General features: G+C 73.0%; 11 protein-coding genes. 7 read left to right on the forward strand and 4 right to left on the reverse strand.

Annotated elements, in window-relative coordinates; genetic code table 11:
- Positions 1-72 precede the first annotated feature (72 nt).
- Complete coding sequence (locus L3i22_RS42510; protein ID WP_221323099.1) at positions 73-966, forward strand: LysR family transcriptional regulator; 894 nt, start codon at positions 73-75, stop codon at positions 964-966.
- A 71-nt stretch (positions 967-1,037) separates the two neighbouring features.
- Positions 1,038-2,267 carry a S9 family peptidase gene (locus L3i22_RS42515; RefSeq protein WP_221323100.1) on the forward strand — a complete coding sequence of 410 codons (1,230 nt, stop codon included), beginning with the start codon at positions 1,038-1,040 and terminating at the stop codon, positions 2,265-2,267.
- Between the two features lie 893 nt (positions 2,268-3,160).
- Here the strand turns inward: L3i22_RS42515 and L3i22_RS42520 are convergent.
- The 3 genes from L3i22_RS42520 to L3i22_RS42530 all read right to left on the reverse strand — a co-directional run bounded on the left by L3i22_RS42520 (position 3,161) and on the right by L3i22_RS42530 (position 6,012).
- Positions 3,161-4,180: a hypothetical protein gene (locus L3i22_RS42520; protein ID WP_221323101.1), complete on the reverse strand. Its 1,020-nt coding sequence runs from the start codon at positions 4,178-4,180 to the stop codon at positions 3,161-3,163.
- 99 nt (positions 4,181-4,279) lie between these two features.
- Complete coding sequence (gene prfH, locus L3i22_RS42525) at positions 4,280-4,879, reverse strand: peptide chain release factor H (protein ID WP_221323102.1); 600 nt, start codon at positions 4,877-4,879, stop codon at positions 4,280-4,282.
- Complete coding sequence (locus L3i22_RS42530; RefSeq protein WP_221323103.1) at positions 4,876-6,012, reverse strand: RNA ligase RtcB family protein; 1,137 nt, start codon at positions 6,010-6,012, stop codon at positions 4,876-4,878. Before L3i22_RS42530 ends, prfH begins: the two co-directional genes overlap by 4 nt.
- A 109-nt stretch (positions 6,013-6,121) precedes the next feature.
- On the opposite strand from L3i22_RS42530, the gene L3i22_RS42535 reads away from it, so the two are divergent.
- The 5 genes from L3i22_RS42535 (at position 6,122) to L3i22_RS42555 (ending at position 12,648) form a co-directional block, all read left to right on the forward strand.
- Positions 6,122-7,516: an AMP-binding protein gene (locus L3i22_RS42535; RefSeq protein ID WP_221323104.1), complete on the forward strand. Its 1,395-nt coding sequence runs from the start codon at positions 6,122-6,124 to the stop codon at positions 7,514-7,516.
- 10 nt (positions 7,517-7,526) lie between these two features.
- Positions 7,527-9,407 (forward strand): metallophosphoesterase family protein, encoded by a 1,881-nt coding sequence (locus L3i22_RS42540; protein WP_221323105.1) that lies wholly within the window; start codon positions 7,527-7,529, stop codon positions 9,405-9,407.
- A 90-nt stretch (positions 9,408-9,497) separates the two neighbouring features.
- The gene (locus tag L3i22_RS42545; RefSeq protein ID WP_221323106.1) at positions 9,498-10,139 is read left to right on the forward strand and encodes a hypothetical protein; all 642 of its coding nucleotides are present in this window, start codon (positions 9,498-9,500) and stop codon (positions 10,137-10,139) included.
- A gap of 3 nt (positions 10,140-10,142) precedes the next feature.
- Positions 10,143-11,789, forward strand: coding sequence for a lipopolysaccharide assembly protein LapB (locus tag L3i22_RS42550; protein ID WP_221323107.1), 1,647 nt, complete (start codon positions 10,143-10,145; stop codon positions 11,787-11,789).
- A gap of 64 nt (positions 11,790-11,853) precedes the next feature.
- Complete coding sequence (locus L3i22_RS42555; RefSeq protein ID WP_221323108.1) at positions 11,854-12,648, forward strand: alpha/beta fold hydrolase; 795 nt, start codon at positions 11,854-11,856, stop codon at positions 12,646-12,648.
- On the opposite strand, the gene L3i22_RS42560 is transcribed toward L3i22_RS42555, so the two are convergent.
- Positions 12,642-13,535 carry an aminoglycoside phosphotransferase family protein gene (locus L3i22_RS42560; protein ID WP_221323109.1) on the reverse strand — a complete coding sequence of 298 codons (894 nt, stop codon included), beginning with the start codon at positions 13,533-13,535 and terminating at the stop codon, positions 12,642-12,644. The genes L3i22_RS42555 and L3i22_RS42560 overlap by 7 nt on opposite strands.
- Positions 13,536-13,710: the final 175 nt, after the last annotated feature.

The raw sequence follows: 13,710 nt of genomic DNA on the forward strand, positions 1-13,710 counted from the left end.
ATCCGCACCAGCAAGCATCACGTCCAACACAAGTTTTTGAAGACTACGATCAGTATCAGTGATACTTGCTGGATGGAGCTGCGTCAGCTGGAGTACTTCATCGCGGTCGCCGAGGAGCAGCACTTCTCCCGGGCCGCCGTCCGCCTGCACGTGGTCCAGTCCGCGGTCTCCGCGGCGATCAAGTCGCTGGAACGCGAGCTCGGCGCCCAGCTGCTGGACCGCAACGCCAAGCGGGTGCTGCTCACCGATGCCGGCGCCGCCCTGCTGCCCCGGGCGCGGATCGCGCTGGACGCGGCGCGCGACGCCCGGGACGCGGTCGACGAGGTGCGCGGCGGCCTGCGCGGAACGTTACGTCTCGGCGTGCTCACCTCGATCCGCATGCTGGACCTGCCCGCGCTGCTCGGTGAGTACCATCGCCGCCACCCGGACGTGCTGCTACAGACCAGCGCCGCGCCGTCCGGCTCGGCCGGCCTGGTCGAGCGGCTCACCGAGCACCGCCTCGACCTGGCGTTCGTGTCGCTGCCCGGCCCACCGCCGGCCGGCATCCGGCTGATCGACCTGGCATGCGCGCGGCTCGATCTGGTGGTCCCGGCCGAGCATCCGCTGGCCGGGCGGGCCAGCGTGCCGATCACCGAGCTGGCCGGGATGGACTTCGTCGACTCGCCGATCGGCTTCGGCAACCGGGCGGTGTCCGACCGGGCGTTCGCGGCGGCCGGGGTCCGGCGCCGGGTGACGATCGAGATCAGCGACATCGGCACCGGGGTGGGCTACGCCGAGCACGGGCTGGGGATCGCGCTGCTCCCCCGCTTCCTGCTGCGCGACGCGACCACGGTGGCGACGCTGGAGGTGACCGGCGCCGATCTGAGCTGGCCGCTGTCGCTGGCGATCCCGGCGGACCGTACGCCGGGCGCGGCCACCAAGGCGCTGATCGCCCTGGTCCGGGCGGTCTTCCGCAATCCGGAGTAGTCCTGGCACCACCCCGGAAGCTAACGCCAGCAGGATCGTGGCGGGCCTGCCGGGTGAATAGCGTCGTTCTCATGCGGACACTTCGACGATTCATCGCGGCAGTGCTGCTCACTGCCGTCGCGGGGGCGGCCATGGGCGCGCCCGCCGCGGCATCCACATCGGTGGTCACCCGGGGCTCGCTGGTCGCGGTCAACCCGATCACGACCTACGAGTCCCGGGCCCAGGTCCAGGGATTGCTCACGGCAGGCGGCTTCGATGCCGCCGATGCGAGGTACGGCGTGAGCCTCCACCAACTCATCTATCGCACCGTCGACACCCGCGGGCAGGTCACCACCGCCAGCGGACTGGTCGCGTTGCCGGTCAACGACGCCCGGCACCTGCGCACCGTGTCGTTCGCGCACGGCACCTCGGTGTATCGGGGGGACGCCCCGTCGGTCGCCGACGACCTGTTCCTCACCGGGCCGGCCATCACGTTCGCCTCCGCCGGGTTCGCCGCGGTGGCGCCCGACTATCTGGGGCTCGGCGCCGGCACCGGGCCGCACCCGTGGATGGACGTGCCGACCGAGACCAGCGCCTCGCTGGATCTGCTCCGGGCCGCGAAGACCTTCGCCGCGCGGCAGGGGATCGGGCTGGATCGGGAGGTCTACGCCTCCGGGTTCTCGCAGGGGGCGTCGGCGGCGCTGGGGCTGTCCGAGGCGCTGCAGGGCGGGGCCGATCCGTGGTTCCGGGTGGCGGCGGTCGCCCCGATCAGCGGGGCGTATGCGTTGCGCAAGGCGGAGATCCCGGCCGTCTTCACCCCCGAGGTGCAGCCCCGGCTGGCGGCGGCGTACATGGCCTATCTGCTGACGTCGTACGACCGGGTGCACGACATCTACCGGGATCCGGCGGAGGTCTTCAAGCCCGACTACGTCGCGATCGGGGATCTGCTCGACGCCAGCCACCCCGGGCCGGAGGTGCTCGAAGGGGTGCCGGCCACGGTCGACGACCTGCTCACCGACGCCGGGCGGGACCTGCTGCGCCGGCCGAACGCACGGTTCGCGGCGGCGCTGCGGGAAGCGGACAGCGTCTGCGAGTGGGCGCCGCGGGTCCCGGTGCGGCTCTACTTCAGCCCCGGCGACGAGCAGGCGGTGAACGCGAACACGGTGGCCTGCCGGTCGTCGTTCGCGGCTCGCGGGGTGCGGGTTCCGGCGGTGGACGTCGGGGTGGACACGTCCTACAGCGGCATGGTGCACGAGGGGTCGGAGCTGCTGGCGGTTCCGCAGATCGCCCGCTGGTTCAGCACGATGGCCGGCTCGCACTAGCGCCCGGCCCGGACAGGCGGCCGCCAGCCACCCGGTTGGCGTCCGCCTCAGCCGTCATCCCACCAGCCGCCACCCCTGCCCGTCGCCCGTCCCCACCAGCCCCCTCCTCACGGCGCCCTCCTGAACGGCGCCCACCCACGCTGCCCCGTCCCGAACAGCGCAGCTCCCAAGCAGTGCCCTCCCGAGCGGGACTCTCCCGAGCGGCGCCCCCAATCCGCACCCACCCGAGCAGCGCCCACCGAGCAGCGCGTTCCCGAGCAGCGCGTTCCCGAGCGACGCCATCCCGAGCGGCGCCCTTTTGGCCGATCGCGGGACGGGAATGGGTGAGGCGATGGCGGGTGGCTCTAAAGGATTAGCCGGGTTGGTGGGTTCTTGGGGTGACGAATGGTCCGCCCACGCTGTCGGGGCGCAAGCTGGGATCTTTTCCTCTAGCCGGGCAAATCGGGTGGACATAGCTTGGAGGGCGAAAGCAGAAATCACGCACAGTTGAGGAAGCCATGCATCGCCGTCACCCGTCCCACCCGGCTGCTGTCCGTCGCCGGTCGGCGCTCGTCCTCCTGCTCACCTCGGCCGCCCTGTTCGGCGGCGTGCAGCACTTCGTCGCCGCGCCGTCGCATTGCCCGGCCCACCAGGCCTGCAGATAGCGCCGAGCGCGACTTCCCCGCGCGCAGCCGACACTGCCGGGACGGGGCGCGGGGCACCGCACGGCCGAGCATGGCGCGGACATGAAGCCCGAGGCACGGCACGAGGCCCGGGCACGGCAGGCGCGAGACACGAGGTGCAACTCGGGACGGCGCGGGCGCGAGACGCGGGCGCGAGACGCGGGCGCGAGACGCGGGCGCGAGACGCGGGCGCGAGACGCGGGCGCGAGACGCGGGCGCGAGACGCGGGGGTTAGAGGTAGGAAGTGGCGGTTTGGGCGAAGCCGTAGGGGGTGGTGGTCAGGTTGGTGTAGAGGTCGGTGGGGACCGTCAGCTGGATGCTTGTCGACTGGGTGGCGGTGACCAGGCCGAACAAGCCCAGCAGGGTGGGGTGCTGTTGAGGGAGGCCGTCGGCGTACCCCAGGAGGTTCTCGTCGGTGGTGGTCGCCGCGGCCTCGACCAGGTCGTGCAGGAAGGCGGCCAGGGTGACCGGGTTGTCCTGGGGGTCGGCCAGCAGGTCGACGTAGGCGCGGGCCAGGTCCTCGTCGGCGGCCAGGAGGGCGCCGGCCGGGATGGCGGTCTGTTCCAGGACGAAGCCCGGGTCGAGTCTGGTCATGGCGTCGTCGCCGAGGACCACCGTGGTGGCCTCGTGGGCGGACGCCAGGCAGGCGGCCCGGACCGGGCGGGGCAGGGTGCGGACGGCCAGCTGGTCGGCGAGGGCCGCGCGGAGTTCCCGGACGACCGCGGCGTTGTCCTGGTCGGGGTGGGCCTGGGCGAGGATCTCCCGGATCGGGGCGGATCGGAGCGAGTCGTCCTGCGGCACCTCGGCGCGGCGGATGTGGACGTGGTCGACCTGGGTGAGCTCGCAGTCGTTGTCGACGGGCGGTGACGTGGACTTGCGGGCGTGCACCGTGTAGGGCGGGAACATCACGCCGAGGCCGTAGCTGCGGGCCTGGGCCCCGGCGTTCAGCACCACCGTGTGATATTCCGGCCGGACCGAGCCGGCGCTGGAGAAGCGGAGCTGGTAGCCGCGCAGCGGGCGGCTCTCCACGTCGAGGCCCTGCTCCTCCAGCTCGTCCTGCCGGAGCAGCCGCAGCAGGCCGAAGATCCGCAGGTCGTCCGCCACCGGGGTGGCGGACGGCGAGCGTTCCTGCTGGTGCGGGATCCGGGAGGCGGTCTCCGGGCTGCGGGCCGCGGCCGAGGACGGGTGGAAGATCAGCATCTCGATGGAGGACGGGGACGACCTCTCCTCCGGGCGCGGGACCTCGCGCATCTGACACCCCCAAGGCTCCTGAACGAACTCATCGAGCCTGACAGATCAGGAGCGGCGCGGACAGGGCCAGTCGGCGCGAGTTTGATCCACCGGGCGAGATCATGGGCGCTCCACCCGGGTCGGATCACCCCGGATCAGGTCGTCGTGGAGGCGCCAGCGGGCGGTGACCGACTCCTGACCGGCGGCGGTGTCGGACTCCGCCAGGCGCCGGCGGATCAGGTCCAGGGCGAGCCGGCGGTTGAGGCTGAGCTGGCGTTCGGTGTCGACGACCACCTCCATGCCGGTCGGGCGGTGGGTGGCCCGGACCGCGGTGCTGGCCTTGTTGCGGTGCTGGCCACCTGGGCCGCCGGTGCGGACGGCGACCACGTCCACGTCGGATTCCGCGAACGTGGTCCGCGGGGTGCCGACCTCGCACGGCTGGGCGGTGATGTACCAGTTCTTGCGGCCGGGTCCGGTCCGGTACGGACTGGGCGCCTGCCAGCACAACGTCCCGGTCCAGGACGAAGCGAACCCGGGGTCCGAGATCCGCAGCAGCACCGAACGATAGGTGCCGGGCCGCTCCCCTGTGACGGAGGAGACGCGCTCGACGGTCACGGAATGCCCGCGGGCGTCAGCTTCCAGCCGCCGCAGCAGCTGGGCCAGTGCCCACGAGCACTCCTGCGGCCCCCGCCCGGCCGACATCAGCAGATGCACGCTCACCGTCGCCCCTTCCCACGAGCAGCAGGAGCCAGATCGGCGGTCTTGTAGGTGACCAGCGGGATCGTGCTTACCACCGAGGTGGCCAGCCCGTGCGACACCAGGTCCCCGATCACCTGCTCGATGCGCTTGTAGGCGGTCGGCGCCTCCTCGAACAGCAGCTGACGATCCCCGCAGACCACGAGCGAGCCCACCGCCGTACGCCGAAGCTCCTCAATGGTGTGTTTGGCCTTTCCTCGCCGCAGCGCGTCGGCCCGGGACATCTTGCGTCCCGCGCCGTGCGCCACGGACCAGCCGGCCTCCGCGCCGGCGTGCCCGGCCACCAGGAACGACGGCGTGCCGCGGGTCCCGGCGACCAGCACGTCCCGGCCGTCGCCGTTGGCCGCGCCCTTGCGATGCAGGTAGAGCCCGTCGCGCAGCTCCACCGAGTTGTGGCACTCGTCGACGATCGGCTCGGTCACCGCCGCGCCGAGGGCGGTGGCGACCCGGGCCGCCATGATCCGCCGGTTGAGCGAGCCCCAGCGCACCGCGTCGTCGTGCGCGGCGAGGTAGGCGGCCGGGTCCTCGGCCGGGCCGGCGCCGTGCACCTCGGTGTGCGCCCGCAGGATCCGCTCGCCGAGCCCGCGCGAGCCGCTGTGCACGATCAGCACCAGGTCGCCGGCGGCGAGTCCGAGCCGGTCAGCGTGATCGGCGTCGAAAACAGTGCCGACTCGGGCCAGTTCGACGAAGTGATTGCCACGGCCGACGGTGCCGAGGCTCTCGGTGTATCCCCCGGGAACCTCGGCCACGTCGAAAAAAGCGTGGTCCGGCACGTCCAGGTCGGGGAAGCGCGCGGCGAGCTTCTCCGGCACCGGGCGCTTGAGCTTGATCGGGAAGACCGCGATGCCGCAGCCGATGTCCGATCCGACCAGGAACGGGTAGAGCACGGACGAGGTCATGGCCGCGCCGATCGGCGCGCCCTTGCCGGGGTGCAGGTCGGGCATGCCGGCGACGTGCCGCATGCCGGGCAGCGCGGCGACCTGGTGACACTGGTCGATCGCGCTGGATTCGATCCAACTGGACGGGGCAGCGAAAATGGACACGCTGGAAGACAAGACTGATGCTCCACAGGAGAACGGCAGCGCGACGGAAGGCATGCCGGAGGAGAGAACGGGACCCGGGGTGGAGGCATCAGTAATTCATGCGGCCCAGCCTTCCGGACCGCCGAATCCGGGGCAACCGATTTTCGCCTGGCATGATCCACACATGCCTCTGCTCGCCGCACTGCTGCAGAACGCCGATGTCGCCGACTTCGTGGTCACGCCGGATCGGCAGGTCACCCGCCACGAACTGCTCGGCTGGGCCGCCGGGCTGGCGGCGGAGATAGCCGGGCGGCGGATCGTCGCGGTGCACGCGGCGCCCGGCCTGCCGACGATCGTCGCGGTGACCGCCGCGCTGCTCGCCGGGGTGCCGATCGTGCCGATCCCGCCGGACGCGGGCGAGCTGGAACGGGCGCACATCCTGCGGGACTCCGGCGCGGAGCTGATCCTCTCCGACGATCCGGCGGCGGGCGGGGCCACCGCCGTACCCCTGAAGAAGATCTCCGGCGGGAAAGCCGGCAGCGTGCCGCCGGAGCCGGACCCGAGCGGACCCGGTCTTGTTCTGTACACGAGCGGCACGACCGGCGCGCCGAAGGGCGTCGTGCTGTCCCGCGCCGCGATCGCCGCGGATCTCGACGCGCTCGCGAGCGCCTGGCTGTGGACCCCGGACGACACGCTCGTGCACGGCCTCCCCCTCTACCACGTGCACGGACTCGTGCTCGGCGTCCTCGGACCGCTCCGCCTCGGCTCCAGGATCAGACACACCACAAAACCAACCCCTGAGGCGTACGCCGCCAACCCCGGCTCGATGTACTTCGGCGTCCCCACGGTCTGGTCGCGGATCGCCGCCGCCCCCGCCGCAGCGGCGGCGCTCAAGCCGGCCCGGCTGCTGGTCTCCGGCAGCGCACCGCTGCCGGTCCCGGTCTTCGACGCGATCGAGCGGCTGACCGGCCAGGCCCCGGTCGAGCGCTACGGGATGACCGAAACCCTGATCACGGTCAGCGCCCGCGCCGACGGCGAGCGCCGCGCCGGCCACGTCGGGCGGCCGCTCGACAACATCCACACCCGGCTGGTCGACGAGATCGGCAACCCGGTGCCGGACGACGGGGTGAGCATCGGCAACCTGCAGGTGTGCGGGCCGACGCTGCTCGACGGCTACCTGCGCGACGGCGGCGTGCGGCCGGCCGAGCTGATCCACGGCTGGTACCCGACCGGCGACGTGGCCACGATCGGCCCGGACGGCTGGCACCGGATCGTCGGCCGCGCCTCCACCGACCTGATCAAGAGCGGCGGCTACCGGATCGGCGCCGGTGAGGTCGAGGACGCGTTGCTGCTGCATCCGGCGGTGCGCGAGGCGGCCGTGGTCGGCACCCCGCACATGGATCTGGGTGAACAGGTGACCGCGTTCGTGGTGGCCGACCCGGTGACGCCGGAGGAGCTGATCGCGTTCGTCGCCGAGCGCCTGGCCGCCCACAAACGCCCACGAACGGTGCACCTGGTCGCCAGTTTGCCGCGCAACGCGATGGGAAAGGTCCAGAAAAAGCAGCTCATGAGCGATTAGCGTCCGGTATGTGACGTTCACGGTCGACGAGTTCAGCGAGTGGAACCAGCAGCTTCTCTCCCGTCAGGCGGTGACCCGGCGGTCCCTGCTGTTGACCGCGATGGCCGGCCTGGGCAGCCAGTTCGCGCTGGCCAGGCGGGCTTTCGCGGCGGGTGGCGGCACGGCCGGGAGCGCGGGCGTGGTGGTCTCCGGGCGGCACCTGTCGTTCGTGCCGGGGGCCGGTGACATACCCCTGGACGCGATGGCGGTGACCGCGCAGCTGTCCAGCAGCACCGGCGCGCTGCCGGCCAAGCTGCGCGCGTTCGTCGACGTCGGCGACCGGCCCGGTGTCTACGGCACCCGGGTCGAGGCCGGGATCAAGCATCTGACCGGCCAGTACGCGATCCCCGGCGGCCCGGTCGGCAGCCAGTTCTACGCCAAGGCCCGGATCACCGGACTGAAGCCGGACACCGTCTACCACTACCGGGTGCGGCTCTCCGACGGCACGGTCAGCGGCGACGCGCACTTCACCACCGCGCCGGAGTCGGCCAAGCCGTTCACCTTCACCGCGTTCGCCGACGTCGGCACGGACACCGCGCCGAAGGATCCGGCGTTCGCCTGGAAGACCGCGCCCACCCCGTGGCCGAAGGGTGTCTTCGACAACCGGGCGTACGGCGTCCTCGACCCGGTCGGCGGGCCGAAGGGCACCGACAAGCACCCCGCACTGAGCATGACCCGCCTGATGACCACCCAACGGCCGGCGTTCACGCTGCTCGCCGGGGACATCTGCTACGCCAACCCGTCCGGGACCGGGCTGCCGGCCGACGACACCACGGCGCTCACCGGCAAGGCCCCGGCCGGGCGAAACCTGTTCAACCCGTACGTCTGGGATGTGTTCCTGAATCAGATCGAACCGCAGGCGGCCTACACGCCGTGGATGTTCGCGACCGGCAACCACGACATGGAACCGGTCTACGGCAACACGTCCTACCTGGGCGGCAGCCCGACGCACGGCTACGGCGGGCACGTGCGGCGGCTGGACTTCCCGGCGAACGGGCCGAAGGGCTGCCCGTCGGTCTACCGGTTCGCGTACGGCAACGTGGGCCTGATCTCGCTGGACGCCAACGAGCTGTCCTGGGAGTTGCAGTCGAACTTCGGCTACTCCGGCGGCGCGCAGGTCGCCTGGCTGAAGGAGACGCTGAAGCGGTGGCGGACGGCCGGGTCCGGAGTGGACTTCATCGTGGTCTTCTTCCACCACTGCCTGTTCTCCACCGCGCACAACCACGCCTCGGACGGCGGGCTGCGCGCCGCGGTCGAGCCGCTGTTCACCAAGTACCAGGTGGACCTGGCCGTGCAGGGGCACAACCACCTGTTCGAGCGCACCGACCCGATCCGGCACGGCAAGCGCACCAGGGCGGCGCCGGACGGGTCCACGGTGAACCCGGCCACCGACGGGACGATCTACGTCTGCGTCGGGTCGGGCGGGCGGCCGCGGTACCCGTTCCGCCCGGCGCCGGGTGCCGAGGCGCCGGCGCCGGCCGGGGTGACGCCGAAGGGCGAGCAACTGCTCCCCGAGGGGCAGCGGTACCGCGGCCACAAACCCAGCGGGAAGGAGAACACCACCTCGACCGTGGCGAACGGCTACTTCTGGGCGAAGGAGAAGAACAAGCCGAAGAAGGGCAAAGGCGCGCCGACCGGACTGCGGGTGCCGGAGTCGGTGGACTGGTCGCAGGTCCGCTACGACGGATACGCCTTCATTGCCGTCGATGTCGTTCCACCCACCAGGGCGGGTGACAGCACCACGCTCACCGTGCGTACGCTCGCGGACGCCCTGCCCGGCACCGGAAAACCATATAGCGAGATCGATCGCATCACGCTCAAGCGGACATCTGGACTGCTCATCGCGGGGTAACCGACCGTCCACAGAAGACGGACAAGATCGCGTTCCGTTGCTATCGTGAATCCCCTTACCGACGGTCGTCGCCTGCTGACGGGGGGTGCGATGCGGAAAAGCGGAACACGCCCGGCCCTGCTCACCGGGACAGCCCTGACCCTGGTCGCGCTCGGCGCGGCCGCGATGCTGATCTGGACTCCCGGCGCCGCGTTCGCCTCGACCGGCGGCGTGCTCGGCGCCGCCCTGGTCGGCTGGCTGACCCAGGACCGGCCGCGCCGCCGCCCGGCCCCGGCCGGCCCGGTCGGCTACGCCGTGCGGATCACCGACCTGGACTACGTGGCCCTCACCGACGGGGACCGGACCGTCGACGTGCCGGCCGCCGGGCACACCGTGCAGGTCGTGGTCACCGGGCTGTCGGCGGTCCCGGTGCTGCTCACCGGGCTGCGCGCCGAGGTCCTGGAGCGCGGCGACGGCCGGGGCGACCTGTCCCGGCACGCGGCGGCGGTGCCGGTGCGCCGCTTCGAGGTGCGGCTCGACGAGCAGCCGCCCCGGGTGCTGACGGCCGGTTTTCCGTACCGGCTGGCCCACCACCGGACGGAGGTGTTCGACATGGCGGTGCACACCGACAGCGGCGACGTGCGGTGGCGGCTCTGGCTCGACTGGTCGGCCGGCGGGCAGACCGGGGCGCTGCGGATCGACCTGGCCGGGCAACCGTTCCGGACCGCCGCCCGGCACGGCATCCCAGGCTGACCGGTGGCCGGCCGCCGGGACACCGCGCTCCTCAGCTTCGGCCTGCCCGCGCTCGCCGGCGCCGCGCCACTGGTCGCGGGCGGGATCACCGCCTGGCCGGCCTGGCTGGGCGTGCTGCTGGTGGCCGGGTTCTCCGGGACCGTGGCGCTGCGCGGCGACGCGGATCCGGGGCAGCCGGTGATCGCGCCGGACGGGCAGGCGCTCTACGTCATGCAGCGTCCGCTGCGGACGGTCGCCGCCCGGGGCGTCCCGGCGGACGCCGGATACGCGGTGCGGGTCACGACGCGGACGCACGCCGCGGTCGTCCTCGCGCCGGGCGGCGCGACCGGCCCCGAGGGTCACTGGATCCCGAGCACCGGCCACAACCTCGCGCTCACCGTCTCCGCGCCGCCGGAAAACCCGGTCACGGTACGCACATTGACCGCCTCCGTGCGCTCCACCGGCCCGTTCCCGGGCTCGGCCGGGCTCAGCCTGATCTCCCGGCGGATGCCCGACCTGGTCCTCAGCCCGGACCTGCTGGAGTCCCTGCAGCGCTCGGTCGCCGCGTACCGGCCGCTGGCCGTGCCGGACGCCGCGATCCTGCTCGACGACCGGCCACCGGCGGTGTCCCCGCTCGGCACCGCCGAGCGACCACCCCTGCTCGTCCCGGCCGGCCAGGCCCGCACCCTGGTCCTCGCCCCGGTCACCGAGCACCCCGGCTGGCTGCGCTGGCGGCTCACCGCGGAGATCGAGGACGGCGGCCGCGTCGACGTCGTGCACTGGGACCTGGACGTCACCGCGGCCGGCGGGATGACCCGGGTCCTGCCGGGCGGCGCGACCGCCCGGCTGCCGGTCTGGGAGCAGTTCCCGGACCACTGGGACCCGGCCAACGGCCGGCCCGGCACCGAGCCCGCCCTCGGCACGTTCGACGTGGCCGCGCACCCCGCCGCCGACGGGACCGGCCTGCTCACCCGGCCACCCCGGCCGCGGCCCGACCCGGAGCCGGTGGTCGCCGCCGAGCTGCGCCGGCGCGCCGAGCAGGAGCACCGGGCCGGGCACGAGCACGTGGCGGCGGGGCTGTGGCGGGAGGCGGCCGATGCCGGGAGCGGGCCGGCGGCGTACGCGCTCGGGGTGGTCCTGCGGCACGCCGGCGACCTGGACCAGGCGGCCGGCTGGCTGCGCACCGCCGCCGGCCGGCGGGTCTTCCCGGCCTTCAACGACCTGGGCACGGTCGAGCTGGCCCGCGGGCACGCCGAGGAGGCCGAGGCGTGGTTCCGCCGGGCGATGGACGAGGGCGACTGGGCCGCGGTGGTCAACCTGGCCACCGTCGCCGAGCAGCGCGGCCGCGCCGACGAGGCCGAGCAGCTGCTGCGCCCGGCCTGGCGGATGCACGCGACCCGGGCCGCCGACGCGCTGATCCGGCTGCTGGCCGGGCAGGGCCGGCTCGACGAGGCGGAGGAACTATTGGTCCGGGACGCCGAGGCGGCGCCGGTGGACGGGCCGATCCCGTCCGAGCCGCGCTACGTGCGGTTGTTCCGGCTCGCCGAGTTCCTGCACAACGTGCGCCGCGACCCGCGGGCGGCCGGGGTGCTGCGAGCCGCGCTCGCCGACCCGGACATCCCGCCGGAGGCCGCCGCCCGCGCCCGGCTCGCCCTGACCCGGATGTCGTGAGGCGTATGCCACCTCGCCGATATTGGACCTTCCGCATCGGTGTCCGGATTTCTACTGTGTTGCCATGACACGCACGGCAGCCGTCAACGGCATCTCGGTCAGCTACGACGACTACGGCGACGGCCCCGCCTTCGTGCTGGTGCACGGCCACCCGTTCAACCGTTCGATGTGGTGGCCGCAGTTCTCCGCGCTGGCCGCCGAGGGCTACCGGGTGATCGCCGCCGACCTGCGCGGCTACGGCGAGAGCACGGTCGTCCCGGGGCTCACCCCGCTGGAGACCTTCGCCCGGGACACGTTCGCGCTGATCGACCACCTGGAGCTCGACGAGGTGGTGCTGGGCGGCCTGTCGATGGGCGGCCAGATCGTGATGGAGTGCTACCGGCTCTTCGCCGACCGGATCGTCGGGCTGGTGCTGGCCGACACGTTCGCCCAGGGCGAGACCCCGGAGGGGCACGCCCACCGCAACCGGGTCGCCGACGAGCTGCTCGCCGCCGGGATGACCGGGTACGCCACCGAGAACCTGCCGAAGATGATGGCCGCCTACAACGTCCCGGCGATGCCCCGGGTCGCCGAGCACGTCCACCACATGATGGTCACCACGTCCCCGGCGGGCGCCGCGGCGGCCCTGCGCGGCCGCGCCGAACGGCCCGACTACCGCAAGCTGCTCACCACGATCACCGTGCCGACCCTGGTCGTGGTCGGCCGCGACGACGAGTTCACCCCGGTCGCCGACGCCGAGCTGATGCACCACCTGATCCCGGAGTCGATGCTGAGCGTCATCGACGGCGCCGGCCACCTGCCCAACCTGGAGCAGCCGGCCGCCTTCAACGCCGCTCTGCACACGTTCCTCGATCAGTAGCGGGTCAGCAGGGCTTCGGCGATCGCGCGGTCGGGGTGGGCGGACCAGCTCGTGACGCCCTCCTCGGCCGCCCACACCAGGTTCTGCAGCACCCGGGCCAGGGTCCAGCGGGCCGCGCGCTGCCGGTCCAGACCCAGCACCTCGGTCATCAGGTCGAAGCAGGGCAGCGGATCGATCTCCGGCCAGCGGTTGTGCAGCGCCGGCAGCAGCTCGAACCCGGGATCCCCGGCCAGCGGCTTCGGATCGATCGCGACCCAGCCGCCGCCGTCCGGATCGGCCAGCACGTTCTCGTAGTGCAGATCCCAGTGCAGCAGCCGGTCACCGGGCTCGGGCAGCACCTCGCGCAGCGCCGCGACACACGTGCGGGCCAGGTCGCGGTCGGCCGGGTCGGGCAGGCCGGGGATCGCGCGCGGGGCGCGCTCCAGAAGACCGGACGCGGCGTCCGACAGGCGGCGCAGGCCCGGCGGCGCGGCGACGGCATGCAGCCGGGACAAAACCTCGCTGAGCGTACGGAGTGCCACCCGCACGTCCGGGACCGAACCGAGCGACCGCCCCGCGTCCAGCCGCTCCAGCAGCATCGACCCCGTCCCCGGGTCGTGCTCCAGCAGCCGGACCGCCCCGCGCCCGGCCCAGGCCCGCAGCGCGACCGGCTCCCCCACGGTCTCGTCGTCGACGGGCTGCAGCTTCAGCACCGCCCCGGTCCCGTCGGCCCGCCGCACCGGCACGACAAGCGCCACCGCCCCGTGCCCGGCCGGCCCGTCCACGCGCAGCCCCCACTGCTCCAGGCACCGCTCGGCCAGCGCCGGCAGCCCGGCCACCCACTCGGCCGTCGCCGCCCCGAAGTACCTCTGGTGAGAGGCCCGCAGCCCCTCCGGGATCACCAGCACCCCGCCAACCTACCGAGTAGATTCGCGCGCGTGGATCGCATCACCTTCGCCGAGCGGTTCGCGGCGGCCGCCGCCCGCGCCCGTGCGCTGGCCGGTTCAGCCTCTATCTGCGCGCCGAGTGCCAGGACGCCGACGATCTGGCCCAGCTCGTCCGGAACGCCGACCGGGTCTGGTC

The sequence above is a fragment of the Actinoplanes sp. L3-i22 genome (assembly GCF_019704555.1).
In the GTDB taxonomy this organism is placed as follows: domain Bacteria; phylum Actinomycetota; class Actinomycetes; order Mycobacteriales; family Micromonosporaceae; genus Actinoplanes.

Bases quoted from the DNA above. Each gene is read 5' to 3' on its own strand.
- L3i22_RS42510 (WP_221323099.1), top strand. From the start codon at position 73: ATGGAGCTGCGTCAGCTGGAGTACTTCATCGCGGTCGCCGAGGAGCAG.
- L3i22_RS42515 (WP_221323100.1), top strand. From the start codon at position 1,038: ATGCGGACACTTCGACGATTCATCGCGGCAGTGCTGCTCACTGCCGTC.
- L3i22_RS42520 (WP_221323101.1), bottom strand. From the start codon at position 4,180: ATGCGCGAGGTCCCGCGCCCGGAGGAGAGGTCGTCCCCGTCCTCCATC.
- L3i22_RS42530 (WP_221323103.1), bottom strand. From the start codon at position 6,012: ATGCCTTCCGTCGCGCTGCCGTTCTCCTGTGGAGCATCAGTCTTGTCT.
- L3i22_RS42535 (WP_221323104.1), top strand. From the start codon at position 6,122: ATGCCTCTGCTCGCCGCACTGCTGCAGAACGCCGATGTCGCCGACTTC.
- L3i22_RS42545 (WP_221323106.1), top strand. From the start codon at position 9,498: ATGCGGAAAAGCGGAACACGCCCGGCCCTGCTCACCGGGACAGCCCTG.
- L3i22_RS42555 (WP_221323108.1), top strand. From the start codon at position 11,854: ATGACACGCACGGCAGCCGTCAACGGCATCTCGGTCAGCTACGACGAC.